This is a genomic window from Marinomonas sp. AWM4_232 (assembly GCF_056158325.1).
The window spans coordinates 893,558-913,135 of sequence record NZ_JBSWTA010000001.1 but is presented as its reverse complement, the minus strand read 5'-3'; the positions used below and the strand labels follow the sequence as shown (position 1 = coordinate 913,135).

The following is a 19,578-nucleotide window of genomic DNA, read 5'->3' as shown; positions in this document are numbered from 1 at the left end:
ATTTAGCCCTCGGTTTTATAATATTAAATCGAATCACTCTTACTTTTTATGTCAGCTTTTGGTAAAAAACTAACTTTGTAAATTTGTGCGATACACTGACACATTATGAGGGATTCAATGTTAGAAAAGCTGAGGGTGTGCTCCTTTATAGTGTTAGCGGGGTTATTTATGCCAAAAACATGGGCTGATGGCGCATCGTTACATCATGATGATGCCATCACGTCCGTGACACAGTTTGATCAACAATTATTAAGTGCAAAGGGGCAACAGGATTTATCCATGTTTTTGTCCAGCTTACGAATAGGGGATTCGCAGCAAGATGTGGATGCTCTATTAGGAACGCCCTATAGTGTTGAGCACTTAGAAGATGGTGCACGTTGGGAATATAATATCAGTGTCCCAACCTCTCCGACGGCGTTTATGGGTTGTCAGTACCGTCTCGAATTTGACCAGCAAGGCAAACTGCGTTCTGCAGATTGGCGTAAAAGTGTTTGTGATTTGCTCTATCAACAAAGCATTGCCATGACGCCAGAAGCCTCCCAATCCTCTCGTGTCGAAGTCTTTTCATTATTAAGTGATGTACTGTTCAGCTTCAATCAATATCAACTAAGTGCCAATGGCGCTCAAGCTTTGGATCAATTTGTTGACAAAGTACTAACTCGCTATCGCACACCAGTGATTACGATCACGGGGCATACCGACATCATAGGGTCCGCAGAGGCCAATTTGACCCTATCTAAATGGCGTGCAAGAGAAGTCGGTAAACGCTTTTTGCAAAAAGGTGTGCCTCAGAGCCAGTTATTAATAAAAGGTATGGGGGAGATTGCTCCCGTTGTTGAATGTGAAAGCGAATTGCAAGATCAGGCTCTGATTAACTGTTTAGGGCCAAACCGCCGCGTAGAAATTGAAATCTACGAAGCTCCCAGCACCCCTTGAGTTATAATGACGAGCTAGTGATAATGGCGTACATGACGCATGATATATGAATTTTATTTAGCAATCGTTGTCCACAATGCGCGACGCTAAGAACGATTAGTAGGAAACCAACCGTGACTATCAATAAAAACCGTTTGTTAATAACCTCCGTGCTAACCGCTTTAGCGCTTAATTTACCTCATGTTTATGCGCAAACTTCAAGCTTAGAAAACGCTGCGCAGGCGCAAGGTTTCGAACAGCCAGTACCGGTACCATCCACAACCGATTTAGAGGTAAATCCGGGAGAGTGTTGGGTATATGGCCAAATCATGCCGCGAGAAGTGGATAAAACCGTCGCTGTCACAGTTAAAGATTCACATACCACCATTGAAGTGACCCCTGCTGAGATCAAAAGAGGTTATAAAAAAGTGGTGACCCGCGAAGGCACGGTCACTTACCGTTTGCAGCCAGCGACCTACAAGCGTGTCACGGAACAAGTTTTGGTGCGACCTGAAACGACTCGCTTTGCTAAAGTGCCTGCGGAATACGAAGAGCGAGAGCGTCGTGTTGTTATCGAAGAAGCTAGAACAGTGATAGAGCAATGTCAGGCAGCTGGTGGGTCCGCGTTCTGTGCCCGAGAAATTCCAGCGAAATACGAAACTGTCAAAGTTCAGGTTTTGGTGCGACCAGAACAAAGTAAAGTGGTGGTCGTGCCTGCGAAATATGAAACAGTGACCAAATGGGTTATCGATCAGCCTGCTCGTGTTGTTGAGGTCTCCTTGGCGCCTAAGTTAGAGGACGTAGCGGTTGACGAAGTTGTGAAGCCAGCCAGTGCTAATCCACGCCAAGTACCAGCGCAAACAAGAGAATTGCGTTTAAAAGCTTACGACGGTAAGCCTCGAATGGTCATGCGCCAAGCGGTTTGTAATGAAGATCTGAATGCAAACTTGATCATGTCAATGCAAGGCAGACTGTATGACTATGGGTATCCAGTTGGGGGGATTGACGGTATGCTTGGAGAGAAAACCTTAAATGCACTGAAGCAATTTCAAAGGGATTCAGGTTTAGCGGTTGGAGCCATGACCTTTGAGTCATTAGACGCATTAGGTGTTCATTATACTAAATAGTTCTAGAACCTAAAGATGGGGAGTTATAAACGAAGGATGCGAGTATGTTTTTCCATGGCGAGCTTCCTTTTTTATCTCTTTGAAATTAAAGGTGATTATTTACCTACGCGTATCAAGCTTCTAACTTATTCGCATACTCCCTAATTAAGAGTTGCCGAATAAATACAAAGAATCCTACTAAAAATGCTTAATCATTTACTGGGGCACTTCAATTCCTTCGCTTAAGTAAATTTCATTAGGCCCCAAATCCAGTACTTTTGAAGCCTTGTTTTTTCTTGAGCATAGAAAAGTTTTGCTGTTACAAAAATTTACTACACGACAAATACGCTCTGTTACCTGTATGCTAGGTGGCTAATGGTTACATTTTTAATTTTTTTGTTAACATTGTGTAACAAAAGAGTTTGGGTGGGTGTTTTTTGAACATTGACCTGCATCAAAACTTAGGTATCATGAAGAGTGTAGTGTTTGGATATGTAGCAAGCGTAGAATATTTCATCTTATGGTGGATAGATTTCATGACTTGGTGTATCCATGCCTAGTGGACTATACTTTTCAAAAGGTATTCATCTAAGTTATGCGCTTTTCCGCATTAATTACTTTGTAATATTCTTTTGATAATCTTAGATTGTTAAGTCAATCTTTTAAGTTTTTTTATAATGGAGTGTTGTATATGCTAACTAAATTATTCGCTAAGGCAGATGCGTTGGTGTCAAGCAACAAGCTAGCATCTAGCTTTGCTAGTTTTGTCACTAGCAAGAAGGGAGTAACTGCAATTGAGTATGCTATTATCGGTGTGGCTATCGCGGGTACAGTAGCTGTAGTGTTCGGCTCTAGTGGTGGTTTTAAAGATGCGCTTGATCAGGCTATGTCATCTCTTAAGACTGCTGTAACCACTGGCACTTCTAGTGGTGGTACTGATGGTACTTAATGGCTAAGTTATAAAGCCTCTCCTTTGAGTCTTTCAATCATCTGGAGTGTCGTAGTATTAGTTGTTGTTTTTGCTGTTCTTGTAAAAGTATCAATTGACGACATTACGAAAAGAACTGTCAAACATCGCTATTTGTTCTGTTTGGCAGTTCTTCTGCTTTCATCCTGGTGGTATCAGCCAAATATTCAGGTTTTTCCGATTTGCTTGGTGATGTTGATAGTGGGTTTTTTGCTTCATTACCTTAATGTACTTGGCGCTGGCGATACTAAATTGCTAGTAGTCATTTCATTTGGAGTTAGGCCGGAATTTATTTCCCTTATGCTTTACGGTATCGCTTTGTTTGGTGGTTTGATGGCTTTTGGTTATCTCTTGATTGCGATTAAAACCAGTTTATCAAAAGCTAGAGCTAAAGGGGTACCATTTGCTGTGCCCATATGCCTTTCAGGATATTTGATGGTATTGCTTTCTTATTTAAGTCGGTTAAGTTAATACAGCTAGGATGTAGTTATGCGATCACGATTCTTGATGATATTTTCATTGGTTTTTTTAGGGGTTGGTCTAATCGGGATTCTCGTGATTAAAGCCTCAAATCAACCCGAACCCATCGTAATTAATAAGGAAGTTGAAGTTTCTACGCCCGAAGTTTCGTTTTTAGTGTGGGTGGCAAAAGAAGAAATTCCTAAAGGGGCTGTTTTAACAAGGCAATCTCTGAAGCTTCTAAAAATGTCCGAGGCTGAAGCGCACGGCTTTGGTATTAAACAGGATATCGAGATTGATTTCATTGAAGGTATGGTGTCAAAGCGCGATCTCCAAAAGGGGCAGCCAGTCTTTCACAACAATATAGCGTACCCTGGCCATGCAGATTATGTAAATCTTGTTATTGAGCCTGGCTATATTCCTTCAATGATTACTGTGCCTTCCAGTTCAGTGTTTGGTGGTGGCATAAGTAATGGTTCAATAGTTGATCTACTAGTACTTAGTTCATCGACTCAAAACTTTTCCCAGCAACCTGAAGTTTTAGATTTGGAGAGCGTGTCTATCTCCCCTTTATTTATCGGTGTGAAAGTGCTTCAGGTCAACCTTCCAGAAGAGAAGCCGTCAACAACTAGTGAAAAAATGATCGTTCCCAGTGTATCAGGGGCTTCTGATCAAGTTTCATTAACATTACAGCTTACGCGAAAACAAATTGCAAAATTGACGGTTGCAAAAGCCATTGCAAAAATAGAGGTGCATCTTTCTACTGGAGATGTGTTAGCTTCTGAGCTTTCAGCTGATGCGGGAGATGTGTTATCCGATTACAAATCCGTTCGAGAATATAGGGCTCGATCTCAAGTCGTAAAGTAAGGGACGAATCGTGATAAAGAGTTTGCTTATTTTAGTGTGTTCCCTTTTGGCTTCCCTAGCGTGGTCACAAGAGTTGATTAATTTATCGCAAGGTGATGCGCGTCCAATTACAACAGCTCAAGAAATTGGTTCGGTGTTTATATCAGACCCAACTATTGCCGATTACCAAGTGATTGATAAGAACAAAATTGTTGTTTTTGGGTTGGGAGTTGGAAAGTCTACCTTGTTACTTTTTGATGATGATGGAAAAGCTCTTTTACAAAGGCAGCTTATTGTTAATCAAAGCATGGTGCACATACAGCAGAATATTGAGATGCGCTACCCTAACTCCGATGTCTCTATATACAACTTAGGCGATAAAGTGGTGCTAAGCGGTGTTGTTGCCACAGAGGAAGAAAAGGATGGGATTTACATTCTTGTCGGTGAGTTGCTGGGTAAGGAGTCAGAGAATCAAGATGTAGAATGGAAGTTAAATAATGATCAAACGCTAACTATGGATTTCATGCGTAAACGCACATTTTCAGGTGTTGTCAACAATATCGAGGTTGCTACAACAAAGCAGATTAATGTGAAAATTTCTGTGGCTGAGGTATCTCATTCCCTGATGGAAAACTTTGGTTTGGAATTCGGTTCCTCTGGGCAGTCTTCAGGTGTTTTTGTGAATGCCTTGGGGAGTTTTTCTAGTGATACTATCATTCGAGCAATTACAGCGATAAATGATGATGAAGTAGGTCAGGTGCTAGCTGAGCCTAATCTATCTGTTATCTCTGGTGAAACCGCAAGTTTCCTTGTGGGGGGCGAGTTACCTATAGCAACCACCTATGATGGCGGAGTTAGTATCACTTACAAGGAGTTTGGGGTTCGGTTAGAGGTTATGGCTAAGGTAATGCGCGATGACAAAATTCGAATATCATTGCAACCAGAAGTGAGTTCGGTAGATACCCAGTATGGTGATGGTACTTATGATATACCTGCGTTCAAAACACGACGCGCCAGAACAACGGTGGAGTTAGCTGATGGCCAGAGCTTTGTTTTAGGGGGGTTGCTTAATAGTGAGGAACGCGAGCTACTGCGTAAAATTCCTTTTATTGGGGATATCCCAATTTTAGGTTCTCTGTTTCGTTATACAGAGACTGAAAGAAATAAAACCGAGTTACTCATTCTTGCAACAGTTAACTTGGTTCAGCCGATCTCGTCAGAAGATGCACAGCTACCTGTGCTTAAAAGGACAAGTAATCTAGAGCGATTCTTAGTATTGCCTGAAACGACTTATTTTGACAGTAATCCAGAAACAAAAAAAATTAGTGAGGATATTTTATTTGAGGGTGGATTTATTCAATGATTAGATCGTCCTTATTATTTGTTCTTGTCAATGTTTTCTTAACTGCATGTAGTAATGTAGAACATAGTAGAAACGGAACTAGTTTAGAAGTCTTTCCAGTTGAATATAGTTTATTGCTTAAACTGAACGAGAATAATCTACCTGAATCTAAGGTGCGCCTACGTGAGTTTATTGAGAAAAACAGGGGTGCTGTCTTAAGTCAAGTAATATCGATTGAGACAACAGATAAAGAGTCTGTGAAATTCTCGAAATACGTTAGAGATGAGCTAGTCAAAATAGGGGTTTCTAATACCAATATTCTAGATAGTAGTCAAATGAATGGCCGTTTTAATTTTGGGATTAAAGTTATTCAGCATAAGGTGGGTGATCGAGAGTGCAAGCGTTCGAGTATTCAAAGCTTTTATTTTTCAGGTGATGGTTGTTTTACTGAAAATGCTCGATGGAAGAGTATGGTGTCTCCAGATCGAATGCTTCCATCTACACTCAATGCTGTGCAGGAGTAATTGCTATGTTCGATTTGGTTGACTCATTAAGAAATAGTAAAAAAATCGAAACTCAGGTTGATCAAGAGAAAATTGGAACAGTTCTATTTTACCAGACTGACGAATGTAAGAAATTGGTAGAAGAAGCTTATCGATTTGAAGGCGTTGCTCCTCCCACTGTTGCAAAAAACAACAAAGAAGAAATTACTGATTACGTTCGAAAATCGGACATTGAGATTGTAATACTAGAGCTGAATAATAGCTCTAGTATTAGCCAAGATGCTGAGTTCATTAGTCATTTGCTGCCCAACCATGCATCAGTTATCGTTATAGGAAGTGAAGATGCAATTTCCACAATACGTAATTTAAAAGCTATTGGATTTTATTATCTTTTTTGGCCTATAACGAAGCAAGAACTAATAGACTTCGTTCGAAGCGTTAATGACAACAGAAAGAGAAATAGCAATCGAGGTCCTGGGCAAAATCGTCGTGCAAAGTACATCAGCGTCATTGGCTCTAAGGGGGGGGTTGGTGCAACATTTATTTGTGCGGAGCTTTCTTATTTGCTAAGCGCCCATAAAAAATCTTCGTGCTTGGTAGTAGACCAAAATTACAGTACGGGAGATCTTGATATTATGATGGGGATTCGCGACTACGATAGGCGAAAAGTCCAGCAGGGGGATTTGTCGTCATTAGATGAGGCATTTGCTCAGTCCCTGATGTTCCGTCAAAATAACCTGCTTTCAATCTTGTCATTAACTTCAGACTCCTTAGAGAGTTCCTCTTTATTAGACTATTCAAATGCTGTGGTTGATTTATTGGCTAGTGAAGTTAATTTCATCCTTGAAGATTGCTCTGCGTCTGTTGGTTTTGGAATAGAATCTGATAAGTTTATCGGTCAATGTGACTGTATTGTCCTAGTGATATCGCCAACTGTATCTTCTGTTCGTGATGCGGCGCGAATGAGGGAAAAAATACAGAGAATTAATCACAGTGATTCTTTACGGCTTATTTTGGTTATGAATCATTGTGTACCTAGAAAAGCGCAAACCCTCTCTACTGTAGATGCAGAAGCATTTTTGAAATGTAAAATAGATATTGAAATCCCCTATTGTGAACAAATTTCTTTCTGCATTTTAGATGATAGGCGAATTGCAAAAACTTCTTTGAAAGCTTCTAAACCGTTGAAAGAGCTGGCTTCAGTAGTGTTAGGAGAAAGCACAGAGGAGACAAAGCAAAAGCGTTCCTTGTTCTCTTTTGGTGGTAATGGAAAGGGTTAAAGGGATTCTATGATTGGAGCGAAGGCTATATATGTCGGTTTGCGGAAGCAGATATTTGATGCTCTAGACCCCGATGTGATCTCTAGCTTGAATAGAGAGCAACTAAGTAAGCAATTAACGGACGCGATAGACTTATTGATTATTCGAGAAGGTTTATCTGTTCCCAAAACAATAAGACAAGATTTTGTAAAAAATCTAGTTAATGAACTTATAGGACTTGGTCCTTTACAGAGCCTAATGGAAGATGAATCCATTAGTGACATTATGATTAATGGACATGAAAATGTTTTTATTGAGCGTAACGGTTTAGTTGAGCAAACACATGTTGATTTCATCGATGAGAAGCAGCTCCTAGAGATAGCAAAGCGCATAGCATCACGAGTTGGGCGACGTGTAGATGATTCCTCACCCACCTGTGATGCTCGGCTGGCTGATGGAAGCCGTGTTAATATTGTAATTCCTCCTATTGCCATTGATGGCACGTCTATTTCAATTCGTAAGTTCAAAAAACAAAGTATTGACTTTGAGAAGCTTTGTGAATTCGGCGCGATGAGTTTGGAAATGGCGCAAGTATTGATGGTGGCGGCACGTTGTCGTTTGAACATACTTATATCTGGTGGTACTGGCTCAGGTAAGACCACTATGCTGAACGCATTATCACAATATATATCTGAAAATGAGCGGATTGTAACCATAGAGGATGCGGCTGAATTAAGGCTCCAACAACCACATGTTGTTCGTCTTGAGACTCGGACGGCGGGAATAGAAAATACAGGTACGGTATCGCAGCGAGACTTGGTAATAAACTCATTGCGTATGCGCCCAGACCGCATTATTGTTGGTGAGTGTCGAGGTGCTGAGGCGTTTGAAATGCTGCAAGCTATGAACACTGGACATGATGGTTCAATGTCTACTTTGCATGCTAACACACCGAGAGATGCGCTCGCGCGTGTTGAATCTATGGTCATGATGGCAACAAGCAACCTTCCGCTTGAAGCAATTCGTCGAACTATAGTTAGCGCTGTAGATTTAATTATTCAGATAAGTAGATTGCACGATGGATCGCGCAAAGTAATGAGCATAACTGAAGTGGTAGGTTTAGAAGGTAGTAGCGTCATTTTAGAGGAGATTTTTCGCTTTCAGCCCACGTATAAGCAGAATGACTCAGGTAAGCTAGAGGGAAGCTTCGAAACTGCGGGATTGATTAAACGATCAATTTTATTTGAAAAAGCGAGGTTTTTTGGGCTGGAGGAGCGATTGGTTGGGGCGTTTCGTAGTCTGGAGCAAAAGGAGAAAAAGTGATGGCTGGCTTTTTCACTATTTTAGTATTAATTGGTTTGTTAGGGGCTTTTTTTGCAACTAGGCAAGCTAAGCGTTCTAAGCACATTAATTACTTGCGAAGATACAGTCGTGTTGAAGTACCTATATCTTCTAGGCAAAGTAAACAAGCGGTGGATTTGAAAAGTCTTACAGGCAGAACATTTCTTGATAAGTTGAAAAATAAATGGCTCAACCTTCTAGGCTTGCTTGGTGGCCAGGCTATTTTAAAGTTGTTTTTATTCTATTCATGCTTAGCTATAGGTACTAAGGTTTTTAATGACACTTTTGTTTCGGGAAACTATTTCGTTTATTTGGCTGTGACTGCAGTAATAGGAAGTTTCGTTGGTTACATATGGCTACAGACTAAGCTGCAAAAGTCATTTGAAGAGGTTTTTCCGGTGGCATTAAATATGCTCACTAGTGCAGTGTCTGCTGGTGAAAGTATTACTCAAGCTATAAGCTATGTTGGCGAAACTTTAGATGGTAGGGTGGCTGATGAGTTTAGGATTATGGGAAAAAGGCTCCAGTTAGGTGAATCTCCTGAAGAAGTTTTTCGTAAGGCCTGTATTCGCTTCCCATATCCAACATTTTACTTTTTCGTTATTACTATTCAAGCAAATATGGAGCGAGGTGGGCAGCTTAAGGATATCATTCAGCGCTTAAATCGTCTTATGTTTAATATAAGGGCGATTGAAAAAAAGAAATACGCTTTGACTTCTGAAGCGCGTGCGTCAGCTAAAATTGTTGGTGCTATTCCATTTTTATTTTTGATAATGATGCGTTTTACAAGTCCCGAAAACTTCGAATATGTGATGAACGACTCTCAAGGGCGCTTGTTGTTATATTACATGCTGGCGAGTGAAGCTGTGGGTATGGCAATAATTTGGGGGTTGATGAAAAGTGTTCGCTGACCTATTTTCTGACTTTACATTTGTAACGTTACTAATCGCTTTCTATGTTCTGCTAGTTCTGCTGCTTCTGGGAAGTAGTAAGAAGCGGAGTGTAGGGATGCAGTGGCTTATTGCATATAGAAATCAGAGCCTCCCGAATAAGCGGCATCGTTTAATTCGTAGCCTTTTGAGCTCATTAAGATCAGTGTTTTCTACTAGCGAAGCGGAAATTCAGAGAAAGTTTCTTGCTGCTGGATTTTATAATAAAATGCTTGCTTCATACTACATGCCGATAAAGTATTTATCTTTAGTGTTTGGGGTGAGCTTATTCTATTGGCTTTCTATTCATGATAATTGGGAGTTGAAGAACGTTTTTTTAGTTTTGGCATTTTGGGTGATAGCTGTTTTAATTTTGCCGGATGCTTACCTTGCTAGTAAAGCCAAAAGCTTGAGAACAAGTATTTCTATAAAACTACCTTATATGATTGATTTGTTAGCTGTTTGCGTCCAAACGGGTATGACTATCGAGGCATCAATGGCATATCTTAGCAAGGAGATGATGTCTCTAGATAAAGATCTAGGTCATATGCTAAATAAAACAAACGACCGCATTCAGATAATAGGTATAGAGCAAGCACTCGAAGAATTGTATACGAGAGTTCCGACGAATGAAATGCGAAGCTTTGTCATGACCTTAAATCAAAGCTTGCAATATGGTACTTCCATTTATGCTGTCTTAACTACTCTCTCTTCTGAAATTAGAGAGGTGCAAATGCTTGGTCTTGAAGAGAAAATAGGTAAACTATCGGCTAAAATGTCGATTCCTCTTATTTTGTTTATCATGTTTCCAGTTGTTATTCTAATTACAGCGCCTGGTATTATGAGGATGATGAATGGTTCATAAAACGCTTACATTTTTTCTCGTTTTGGCTTTGACGGGATGTTCTTCGAATGACTACATGTCAACAAAGGATAGGTTTGGCAATGAGGGAGTGGACTCTTCAATAAACTTAAAATTCTTAGAGCAGTCTAAAAACTATCCGAAGCTGATAGACTACTATAAAGAGAAAATAAAGATAAATGACGATCTAGAGAGTCGGTTAAACCTAGCGAGAATTTATGTTGAAACCCATGATTATGATTCAGCTTTGTTTATATTACTACCTATTGTTAATAGACAAGATGCTTCTTCAGAGGTTTTTTATTTACAAGGAGTCTCTTTATACAGTATAGGTAAGCTTTCTCAATCTGAAAATTCTTTATTGATAGCTTCAAGTAAAAGCAAGCACGACGCGAGAGTGCTTAATATGTTAGGAGTTGTTCAGGCTGAACAAGGTAAAATTAGACTAGCGAGGGATTCTTTTACTAAAGCGCGTGAAAAAATGTACGATGATACAACGATTAAAAACAATCTGGCACTTTTAGATATGATCGAAGGTAACTATAAGAGTGCTGCTTCTAGATTAATGCCTATCTACATTTCAAATCCTTCTAAAGTTAATAAAAGAGTTAAGGCAAATCTTGCTATAATCCTTGCAAAGCTTGGTAGCTTCGAGTCATTGAAATCTTTGTATGGGAAGGAGTATAGTGAATCTGAGTTATTTGAAATTTTTCATAACTTGCGAGCTAGTGAACCCTCTACTCGAATTTCTAAAGAAGGCATTTCTATTTCCGAACAGCGCTTGGAAAATAAATCTTTTGATGATGGTTTGATCAGTTCCAAAGAAGAGCATGTGAATAATTCAGAGCTTTTACTTAAGGAAACATCTATACATGAAAGTAAGGATTACCAATATCGAGCTACAACGCCTAATTTGGAAAGTAATTCTAGTTTAGAGAGTACTCCTATTTTAAGCTTTGTTCGCCCTAGTGCTGCTATCAATCAGGTTGGTAAATCGAAAAGTTCTTTATCATTAAATGAAACAGTAAAACCCTCAGAGAAAATCATTAGAAACGTAGTTTTTTCTGAAGATGATCGCTTACGAAAAGAGCGACAAAATTTTAATGATCTTACCGGTTTGACTAGAATATATAGTCTACAAGAGCCTCCATCAGATCTATTATTGAAAACTAATATTGGTAAAAGCTTGAGTGGAAAATCAATGGTGGTAATTCGTGAGGGCATTCAAAAAAAGGACCCTAAAGAGCCTTCGAATGATTTGTATAAAGATTTAGAGCTAAACGAGAGTGTTACTTTAAATTCAAATAAAGTAAAGGAATCTTCTTTGAATGAAAAAGAAAGCGAGTTTGTTAAGCTAACAAGTTATTCCTTAATTCCAGATGGAGCTTCTGAAATTCCTGTTGCTCAGTTTCGTCATAGGGGAGTTCTTCTTGATGTCTCTTTTGATTCAAATGGTAATCTAATTGATGTGCAATAGCAGAGGAGTTGTGGTGAAACCGATTAATCGTTTGCTTATTCGTAAGAGTAATAAAAAAGGGCTAGCAGCTTTGGAATTTGTCATGGGTTTTGGTGCGTTTTGGGCGATGTGTCTATTGTGGGCTGAAATGAGTTACATTTCTTATGTCTCCGCATTAGGCGATGTTTTGATTTCTAATGCGAGCCATTATGCAAAATTGAACCCTGATGAGATAAATGATGATAGTCAAGCAAAATTTAACCAAGATTTTCAAACTATTATAAACAAAGATAATAATATCTGGAGTAACTTTGTATCAGAAAGCTCCTTCAAAACAAGCATACAGTTTGTGAAAACCTATAGTGATCTCGCAAATCTTGATGGGATTTGTGAGACTAAGTCAAATGGGAACCAGTGTGGTGTAATCTTAGGCTCACCAATAGCAATTTATCGTATTGAATATGACTACAAACCGATTTTTTCATCTTTTTTTGGAACAAGCAATGATATTTTCGCTAGGGAAATGATTGTTATCCAAGAATACCAGAGAGGTTAGAGTGGATTATGGTTAGCTTGCCTTCTCGATTTTCGCCGGGCTCAAAATCTGGAAACTTCACAGTTGAGTTTGCCATTGTTGGTTTAGCTTTTGCTGCTGCATTAGCTTTTGCTAGTGATTCGGTGATTAGCCTTTCTATTAAGGGGAAGCTGGATAGGTTAGCATACTCGGGAGTGAGTCTAATAAAAGAGCGAACAACTCTTTTTGAAGAGGATGAGTTCTTTGTAACGGATGCCGAATTCCAGCAGATTGACACAATTGTGAAGGGCTCTCTTGCTAGGGTGCTATCTAACTTTAAAGAGTCAAAATATGGAATTCGATTAGAAACTTGGAGCCAAGATAAAGCCTACTTATCCCGAGATCTGGGCGGGATAAAATGCTCTATAAGCTCAAGAGCATTAGATCAAAGACTTTCTGTAATCACGTCTAAAGGGCGTAGTGCCGCTTTATATAGGGTGACACTATGCTACGAAGCACCCAATTTCTTCGGGTATTTTTATAGTAATGAACAAGCTGTCGTACATAGTGATGCATTGATGATTGGGCGCTAATCGCCTCGACTTTATTCTGGATTTTTGGGTCTTTTTAGATCAATATATATACAGATTTAGCGTTTAAAACTTCTTAGCGAGTATGTCGTAGAATGAGAGTGTTTAGTTCAAAATATAAGAAGTCAGGTCATGCTGCCATGATGTTCGTAATGATCTTCCCAGCATTATTTGGCTTGTTTGTGTGGTCGACAGATGGTGCTCGCATTTTACAAAGCGATGCTCGTATGACTGATGCGATGGAAGTAGCAGTACTAGCTGTAGCAGCAGGCGCATCGGATGATAACTCTGAGCGTGAAGCTGTAGCAAAACGTTTTATTGGCAGTTACTTCTCTGATATTGAGGATGAAAATAATATCACTGTAACCTCAAGCAAGTCATATGAAACAGTCAACGTGGGGGGGGCTGATGAGCAACGCTATTTTGAATACTCTCTCACGGTTACTATAACGCGTGACACCATTTTTGGTGGAGATTCTCAACTGATCTCTAATTATGGTGATTCGTTCTCTCTGAAACGTTCAGCTTCAGCGAGAAAGGGACTTGCTGAGCCGGTTGATGTTGTTTTAGTTGCAGACTATTCTGGTTCTATGAAGGAGAAATGGTCGACAGGATCTGTGAAATACATAGACCTTAGAGGCATTATAAGTGAAATAGGAGATGAGCTTGAGAAGTTTAACGATGAGATGAGTGATAGCTCTGATATCAGTAAGTTATCAGTTGTAGGGTTTAGCTCATTCACATACAACTTGAATTCAAAAGCTATGTACCATCACCTACAATGTATTCCAAGTGAGGTAATGCTATATACAAATTCTAAACGAACTCGATATGCAATAGGCAATTTGGGTGAAGACTGTTATTGGGATGCAGAAGAATATGAACAGAGGGGATGGAGGAAGAGGTATAAGTATATTGGACCCTATCAGCGCTGGCTTAATTACAGACCTGAATACATAGATGTTCCGGGGACAATAGCTAATGTTTTGAATGAATCTGTTGGATATATGGACAAATCTTCATACTATAACTTTTATGGTGTTCCGCTGACAGATGATTTTGATGGTATTGACTTAAATGTTTCTACATTTCGCCCCAGCGGTACGACAGCTTCTTATATGGGGATAATTAGAGGGGCGCAGTTGGCTAGTAAAGGGGATAACCCCCGTAGGCTTATCATCATTTTGTCGGATGGAGAAGACTCTTATCCCGCAGTTACTAATGCGCTTTTGGCCGATTCTTTAAGCGAGAATCTATGTGAAAAAATTGTTTCGTCGCTTAGTTCAGGTACAACCTCCAAAGGGAAGAAAATACGAGCTGAGTTAGCTGCTATTGGATTTGGTTATGAGATAAATTACGCTCGTATGAGAAAGTGTGTTGGAGATGGGCGTGTTTTCGAAGGCTATGACAAAGAGTCAATCAAAAAGCAAATTCTTAGTTTGATAACTGAAGAAGTTGGTAGCTTAGTTCGCTAAAGCTATATAAGGATTTTATTAATGAAACTATTCGGTGTTAAAGCAGCTTGGGCTATATGTCTTTTTCTTAGTCCATCATTATTTGCAGATAATAGCGTAAATCAGCTTGAACTGTACTGTGGAGATGGCAGCCTTGAGTATCAGCAAACTACTCGTATCGGAGCTGGGGTCCGTGTAGTTCTAAATCAGGATGATCGGCCCTATGCTTTTTCTGCTCTGGTAACAGAAATTTCGCAAAACTTTATCGAAAAACAGCTTATGTATGAAGCTGGTGTGTCGTCTGAGTGCGCGGAGTTTGTGATGTTAAAGGGGGGGCGTGTTGCTGCGATAGATGGAACTATTGCACGAGTAAACTTTTCATTTGACAGTAGTGAGTTATCTGATCGATCTAGATATATTTTGGATAAGATGTTAAGTGGCTTGAAGTACTCTAATAAAATAGTAGTGGAGGGGCACACAGATAATGTTGGTGAAAAGTCTTATAACTTCACCCTAGGTGCGAATCGAGCGGTTGCTATTGCTGATTACATGTCGCAGCACCCGAACACACCATACAATCTCATTAAAGTGTCTAAAGGTGAGACTGCGCCTGTGGCGGATAATAGTACAGAAGATGGACGATACTCAAATCGACGTGTAGATATTAAACAGTAGGTTTTCTTAATCTCTGAAACGTTTGCTCCACCCATTTGAACGATTGTTTTGATATCCAATAAGTTGTCAAAAGCACAGCGAAAAAAGCAGCCATATTCTTCAATGCATACTCACTTGGCGGTAGGGCTACATGAACTAGTCCGATCGAAATCAAATGACTCAAATAAATTGAATACGAATAGTCTCCTGAAGATCCTAGCCATTTATTCAATATGCTTTGTTTCGTGATATTGATGCTCGTGGCAAGAACGAAAATCGTACTAGCGAGAGCGAAACGTGCTGCTTCAAATTGGCCATATAATGCCCAGATAGAGAAAGCGGACCACAAAAATAGAGCCCCGACAAATTCCGACTTTCTTCTGAATAGGAAGCCGATCAAAAACTCCATAAAAAAGAAGTTTGTATGCCCCAAAGTCTCTTGACCTGGGAAAATTATCGCCAACGAAAACAGCACCATAGCAATCATAAATGGTAAGTGTTTGACGCGTAGAGCGATGAATAAAAAAATCAAACCATAGAAAAACAGCTCGAATGTTAAAGACCAGCCCACATACAAAATAGGGTAATAGCCGGAACTATTAAGGTTGCTATGGGGGAGTAGTAAGGCGGACTTTAAGAGTGTTTGCCAATCCCACTCTATCGTATAAGGTAGTCCCTCTATTGTCAGGGAGAGCAGTGCAAATAAGCCTAGGTAAAACCACCAACTCGGTATAATACGCAATAAACGTTGCTTGAGAAATTGAGAAGCAGGTATGGGCTGTTGGGAGTGTTTTTCTAGTAGCAAAGACATAACAAAGCCACTAATAATAAAAAATACGTCTACACCAATCCCCAAAATGAAAGTAAATTCCTGTAGAGCGTTAGGAAGCGGGTTTTGTATTCCTTGAAAATAACTAAAACTGAAATGATGAATGACCACCATCCAAGCGCATAAGCCGCGTAAAATATGAACAGAATAAATCATAGTACTCAGAACCTATAGGTAAGGCCCAAATCTACATTTTCAGTTTCAATATCAAAAATGTTCAGATTACTTTTTTGTTCCTTATAATTGTATCCCGCATAAATGATAAACTGCTTGTTGATTGGGTAAAAGTACTGAATGTTTAGGCTTTTGGTGTACAGAATTCGTTTAGAGCCGTTGGCAAGTAGAGGGTGCTCATCATGATCATTAGTGTCTAAATAGCTCATTCGACTCACTAAACGGCCATCTAAAAAGGCTGTATCCCAGTAGATTTGGCCTTCTAAAGTGGTTTTATCGCCACCATATCGATTGTCCAGAGCATAATTAAAAATCATCTCTGTTTCAAAGCCGATTCGGTTTTCCACGTTGCCAAGCACAATGCCAGATACAATACCTATTGACGTTTCATCGAGCCGACTATTAGTGTGAAAATCTGCATACCGAATGTCGGAGTTAAGGTAGGGAGTGACGGCGAAATCTGTCCAATAGCGCTCGTAATTAGCTTCTACGCTTGAGTATAAAGCTCTATCGCCTAGTTGAACGTGCTCTGCAGACAGCTCCCATGTATCTCGATAAGAGCGATCTTCAAGTTCTCTTTCAAAGACGATATTGAGTTCGTCTGTATCAAAGTCACTTAGGCGACTTATTCGACTTTTTAAATCAAGCTTAATGGCATCAGTACCTTGATCGTTCAATTCGTAAAGGCGTGCACTTACACCTAAATTAGAATATTGGCCAGATTGAGCCAGGTCTTCGTCACTTAGAGAAAGTATTGCGGCAGTATTTTTCTGCTCCCTAGTTAAGGTCGCATTATTTAAATTACTACTATAACCTTGAGTAAAAGATATGTGATAACGATTTTGGAATCGAAATTCATCCCAAGCTTCTTGGCGAGAGAATAAAAAATCACGCAAGCCATTTGGTAAATCTTTACGATCTAGAATGGACTGATTGACTTGCAATGCAGCAATCAGCTGTCCATTTTGAAATAAGGCTTGCGCATAATCAATTTGAGCAGAACCATTCATCGGGTCAATTAACAGCGACCTTTCCAACATTTCCAATGCATCATTAATTTCTCCCGTATTTAATAGTGATGCCCCATATAATGCAAAATAACCTGAGTTATTTAAACAGCTTTGCAGTTGGGGGGCTAACTGAAGTCGAAGTCTCGACCACTCATTTATATTTGGAGAAGTGGGTATGTCGTGTGGAACAATACACTCAGTTGTGGTCTCAGCTGCTGAAATACTAATGTGGGATAAGTACAACGCAACGGCAAGGAATAAATTGTACTTCATCGTCGTCTTACAGCGCCGTTCCTAAATGTTTGGCTAGAATGAAATCCTTGATTCAAGATGCATTACAAGAATCACTATCAACCCGTTTTAACAATTCTAATCGTATTAGAGTGTTCTGTATGGGCTGGATGCTCACTTTCGACATAGTTCATATTGAGGGCGAATAATACATGAGGAGTACGTAAGCCATCAAGTAAGAATGAACCTTGAGAGGTCAAAACGTTCCCACTGAGGTCTCGGGCAGCGCATTCACCGATCAGAATCGGCTGCGCTAGGTCTTGTGTCATTTCTTGAACTCTTAGGGCGATAGTAACTGTATCGCCTAATAAAGTATGAGTTCTTCGGTGTGCAGGACCAATTGAGCCAACGAGCGTAGGGCCACGTTCAATGCCAATGCCAAGAGCTAAAGGCTCCAAACCTTTAGGAGCGCGAGCAGGTAATATGTCGTACATAGCAAGTTGCAATTCTTTTGCTGCCTCAACTGCTTTGGTTGTAGCGAGGTTTGATTCTTGGCTTGACCAACTAGATAAAATAGCATCTCCAGTATATTCCTCGATTTGACCGCCATGTGACTCAACTATTTCAGTAGCTTTAACAAAGAAGCAATGCAGTAGTGCTGCTGCTTCCTCTGGAGAACGACTCTCCTCATAAGCTGAAAAATTGCGTAAATCTGCAGACATGACCACTAGGTCGCTACGGTGGGCCTCAATAGCGCCTGATGGAACCGAACGCATTAATCGTTGAGCAACAGATTTAGGAAGATAGCTACTTAAATGCCCTAAAATTCGATGTCTTTCATCTCTAATAATGGCGTGCTCAAACAAAGTAAACAATAAACCAAGGGTCAGCGCATAAACTGCTGTACTAAACCAACCAATCCATAGAGCATGAGACAATAAATAAGCGTGTAAGGCAATGATCGAAACTGGCAATAATACAGTCGCTATTGGAAGGGAGTATGCGGTCATACGATTGCTGCGATAACCCAAGCCAAATAAGATAAGAGTTGATAACAGCCCCTCAAAGACCAAAACATAGTTAGCTATGTTAGGGGTGTAGGGGGTTTCCCCGTCAATTAAACCACTGATCAAGCGTGCTTGAATTTCAACGCCAGGGGTCATACCGCTGTATGGTGTTGGAACAACGTCTCCTAGACCGAATGCTGTCGCGCCAACCAATGCCCATGTTCCTTCCAATAGAGCTTTTGGCGCAGAGCCGTCTAACACTTTGGCGGCAGAAACTACCTGAAATGCTTCGGGACTTTGACGATAAGAGACGCGCATATTACCGTCTTGGTCTAGTGGAATATGGAGGCCAAAGTAAGAACCAATGCTCAATCTCCATGAAGCAGCCAATAAGTTTTGCCCAGGCTCAATTGAAACATTTACTAGGGATTTATCTGATCCCTGTTGAAGGCCATTTAACAAACCTTGTAACGCTAAAGATGGATACACCTCACCATTAATGCATATGACGGGGGGCTGTTTTCGAATGTGGCCGTCCTGATCAATAATCGGTGTTATATGTCCCTTGGGGATAGCTGAAAAAGGAGCTGCATTTGCCAGGTAGTTTGGTGTACTTGGGATCGGCAATTGGCAGCGAGCTTTTTCTAAAGCGCCAGACAAAAAACCTGTTTTTACCGCATATTGGCTATCAAGAACGGGGATCTGTGCAATGATCGCATTATTACTCAATAAGCGACGGCTTAAAATATCATCGCCAGCCTTAGGTTCAGGAAAGACAATATCAAAGAGCTGCATATTGACACCATAGGCAGCAAGCTTATCAGATAGTTGGGCCATAGTGCTTCTTGGCCAAGGCCAAGCGCCAACTTGTTCTAAGCTTTCTTCATCAATGGCGACAATGGTAATGCGTTCTTCTGGCGTGCTGTCACTCAAAAGAGTCCAAAATAAACTGCCTAATGAGTCTTCCGTACGAACCTTGAGAGCGTCAAAAATCGTGCTGAATAACACGGTGAATAACAGAGCAAAGACTATTAAGGCCGTCTTAAAGCGTACAAAAGTTGGAGCATCTGAATTTGCTCTTATCGGGCTGTTGGGTGTTGTAGTGCGTGATAGCAAAGACATAGTACTTG

General features: G+C 40.2%; 19 protein-coding genes. 16 read left to right on the top strand and 3 right to left on the bottom strand.

Annotated features, from left to right (window positions below; all coding sequences use genetic code 11):
- The first annotated feature begins 168 nt into the window (after window positions 1-168).
- The 16 genes from ACXAC1_RS04290 to ACXAC1_RS04215 all read left to right on the top strand — a co-directional run bounded on the left by ACXAC1_RS04290 (window position 169) and on the right by ACXAC1_RS04215 (window position 15,218).
- A complete protein-coding gene (locus ACXAC1_RS04290) occupies window positions 169-936 on the top strand; it encodes an OmpA family protein (RefSeq protein ID WP_475059175.1) in 768 nt (255 codons plus the stop codon).
- 113 nt (window positions 937-1,049) lie between these two features.
- On the top strand, window positions 1,050-2,042 hold the full coding sequence (locus ACXAC1_RS04285) for a peptidoglycan-binding domain-containing protein (RefSeq protein ID WP_475059172.1): 993 nt from the start codon (window positions 1,050-1,052) through the stop codon (window positions 2,040-2,042).
- Between the two features lie 670 nt (window positions 2,043-2,712).
- A complete protein-coding gene (locus ACXAC1_RS04280) occupies window positions 2,713-2,970 on the top strand; it encodes a Flp family type IVb pilin (RefSeq protein ID WP_475059170.1) in 258 nt (85 codons plus the stop codon).
- 24 nt (window positions 2,971-2,994) lie between these two features.
- Entirely contained in the window at window positions 2,995-3,459 is a 465-nt protein-coding gene (locus tag ACXAC1_RS04275; protein ID WP_475059167.1) for a prepilin peptidase, read from the top strand.
- An 18-nt stretch (window positions 3,460-3,477) separates the two neighbouring features.
- Entirely contained in the window at window positions 3,478-4,314 is an 837-nt protein-coding gene (gene cpaB / locus ACXAC1_RS04270) for a Flp pilus assembly protein CpaB (protein WP_475059164.1), read from the top strand.
- Window positions 4,315-4,324: 10 nt separating this feature from the next.
- Complete coding sequence (locus ACXAC1_RS04265) at window positions 4,325-5,656, top strand: type II and III secretion system protein family protein (protein WP_475059161.1); 1,332 nt, start codon at window positions 4,325-4,327, stop codon at window positions 5,654-5,656.
- The gene (locus ACXAC1_RS04260; RefSeq protein WP_475059159.1) at window positions 5,653-6,159 is read left to right on the top strand and encodes a hypothetical protein; all 507 of its coding nucleotides are present in this window, start codon (window positions 5,653-5,655) and stop codon (window positions 6,157-6,159) included. The genes ACXAC1_RS04265 and ACXAC1_RS04260 overlap by 4 nt, the downstream gene beginning before the upstream one ends.
- Window positions 6,160-6,164: 5 nt before the next feature.
- Entirely contained in the window at window positions 6,165-7,418 is a 1,254-nt protein-coding gene (locus ACXAC1_RS04255; protein ID WP_475059157.1) for a CpaE/TadZ family protein, read from the top strand.
- A gap of 87 nt (window positions 7,419-7,505) precedes the next feature.
- Complete coding sequence (locus ACXAC1_RS04250; RefSeq protein ID WP_475059154.1) at window positions 7,506-8,720, top strand: CpaF family protein; 1,215 nt, start codon at window positions 7,506-7,508, stop codon at window positions 8,718-8,720.
- On the top strand, window positions 8,720-9,649 hold the full coding sequence (locus ACXAC1_RS04245; protein WP_475059152.1) for a type II secretion system F family protein: 930 nt from the start codon (window positions 8,720-8,722) through the stop codon (window positions 9,647-9,649). The genes ACXAC1_RS04250 and ACXAC1_RS04245 overlap by 1 nt, the downstream gene beginning before the upstream one ends.
- Before the next feature lie 97 nt (window positions 9,650-9,746).
- The gene (locus ACXAC1_RS04240; protein ID WP_475059149.1) at window positions 9,747-10,532 is read left to right on the top strand and encodes a type II secretion system F family protein; all 786 of its coding nucleotides are present in this window, start codon (window positions 9,747-9,749) and stop codon (window positions 10,530-10,532) included.
- Window positions 10,522-12,006, top strand: a complete 1,485-nt coding sequence (locus ACXAC1_RS04235) for a tetratricopeptide repeat protein (RefSeq protein ID WP_475059146.1) — start codon at window positions 10,522-10,524, stop codon at window positions 12,004-12,006. The genes ACXAC1_RS04240 and ACXAC1_RS04235 overlap by 11 nt, the downstream gene beginning before the upstream one ends.
- A gap of 13 nt (window positions 12,007-12,019) precedes the next feature.
- Window positions 12,020-12,541: a hypothetical protein gene (locus tag ACXAC1_RS04230; RefSeq protein ID WP_475059143.1), complete on the top strand. Its 522-nt coding sequence runs from the start codon at window positions 12,020-12,022 to the stop codon at window positions 12,539-12,541.
- Between the two features lie 8 nt (window positions 12,542-12,549).
- Window positions 12,550-13,092 (top strand): tight adherence pilus pseudopilin TadF, encoded by a 543-nt coding sequence (tadF, locus tag ACXAC1_RS04225; protein ID WP_475059141.1) that lies wholly within the window; start codon window positions 12,550-12,552, stop codon window positions 13,090-13,092.
- Window positions 13,093-13,190: 98 nt separating this feature from the next.
- Complete coding sequence (locus tag ACXAC1_RS04220; protein ID WP_475059138.1) at window positions 13,191-14,564, top strand: hypothetical protein; 1,374 nt, start codon at window positions 13,191-13,193, stop codon at window positions 14,562-14,564.
- Window positions 14,565-14,585: 21 nt separating this feature from the next.
- Complete coding sequence (locus ACXAC1_RS04215) at window positions 14,586-15,218, top strand: OmpA family protein (RefSeq protein WP_475059135.1); 633 nt, start codon at window positions 14,586-14,588, stop codon at window positions 15,216-15,218.
- On the opposite strand, the gene ACXAC1_RS04210 is transcribed toward ACXAC1_RS04215, so the two are convergent.
- The 3 genes from ACXAC1_RS04210 to ACXAC1_RS04200 all read right to left on the bottom strand — a co-directional run bounded on the left by ACXAC1_RS04210 (window position 15,208) and on the right by ACXAC1_RS04200 (window position 19,570).
- Entirely contained in the window at window positions 15,208-16,182 is a 975-nt protein-coding gene (locus ACXAC1_RS04210) for an acyltransferase family protein (RefSeq protein WP_475059133.1), read from the bottom strand. The two genes, ACXAC1_RS04215 and ACXAC1_RS04210, sit on opposite strands and share 11 nt — an antisense overlap.
- Before the next feature lie 5 nt (window positions 16,183-16,187).
- Window positions 16,188-17,483, bottom strand: coding sequence for a tetratricopeptide repeat protein (locus ACXAC1_RS04205; protein ID WP_475059130.1), 1,296 nt, complete (start codon window positions 17,481-17,483; stop codon window positions 16,188-16,190).
- A 77-nt stretch (window positions 17,484-17,560) separates the two neighbouring features.
- Entirely contained in the window at window positions 17,561-19,570 is a 2,010-nt protein-coding gene (locus ACXAC1_RS04200; protein ID WP_475059128.1) for a CHASE2 domain-containing protein, read from the bottom strand.
- Between the last annotated feature and the right edge of the window lie 8 nt (window positions 19,571-19,578).

What these genes read in the sequence shown, in the direction of transcription:
- ACXAC1_RS04290 (WP_475059175.1), top strand. Translation starts at nt 169, where the DNA reads ATGCCAAAAACATGGGCTGATGGCGCATCGTTACATCATGATGATGCC.
- ACXAC1_RS04280 (WP_475059170.1), top strand. Translation starts at nt 2,713, where the DNA reads ATGCTAACTAAATTATTCGCTAAGGCAGATGCGTTGGTGTCAAGCAAC.
- cpaB (WP_475059164.1), top strand. Translation starts at nt 3,478, where the DNA reads ATGCGATCACGATTCTTGATGATATTTTCATTGGTTTTTTTAGGGGTT.
- ACXAC1_RS04260 (WP_475059159.1), top strand. Translation starts at nt 5,653, where the DNA reads ATGATTAGATCGTCCTTATTATTTGTTCTTGTCAATGTTTTCTTAACT.
- ACXAC1_RS04255 (WP_475059157.1), top strand. Translation starts at nt 6,165, where the DNA reads ATGTTCGATTTGGTTGACTCATTAAGAAATAGTAAAAAAATCGAAACT.
- ACXAC1_RS04245 (WP_475059152.1), top strand. Translation starts at nt 8,720, where the DNA reads ATGGCTGGCTTTTTCACTATTTTAGTATTAATTGGTTTGTTAGGGGCT.
- ACXAC1_RS04240 (WP_475059149.1), top strand. Translation starts at nt 9,747, where the DNA reads ATGCAGTGGCTTATTGCATATAGAAATCAGAGCCTCCCGAATAAGCGG.
- ACXAC1_RS04235 (WP_475059146.1), top strand. Translation starts at nt 10,522, where the DNA reads ATGGTTCATAAAACGCTTACATTTTTTCTCGTTTTGGCTTTGACGGGA.
- tadF (WP_475059141.1), top strand. Translation starts at nt 12,550, where the DNA reads ATGGTTAGCTTGCCTTCTCGATTTTCGCCGGGCTCAAAATCTGGAAAC.
- ACXAC1_RS04215 (WP_475059135.1), top strand. Translation starts at nt 14,586, where the DNA reads ATGAAACTATTCGGTGTTAAAGCAGCTTGGGCTATATGTCTTTTTCTT.
- ACXAC1_RS04210 (WP_475059133.1), bottom strand. Translation starts at nt 16,182, where the DNA reads ATGATTTATTCTGTTCATATTTTACGCGGCTTATGCGCTTGGATGGTG.
- ACXAC1_RS04205 (WP_475059130.1), bottom strand. Translation starts at nt 17,483, where the DNA reads ATGAAGTACAATTTATTCCTTGCCGTTGCGTTGTACTTATCCCACATT.
- ACXAC1_RS04200 (WP_475059128.1), bottom strand. Translation starts at nt 19,570, where the DNA reads ATGTCTTTGCTATCACGCACTACAACACCCAACAGCCCGATAAGAGCA.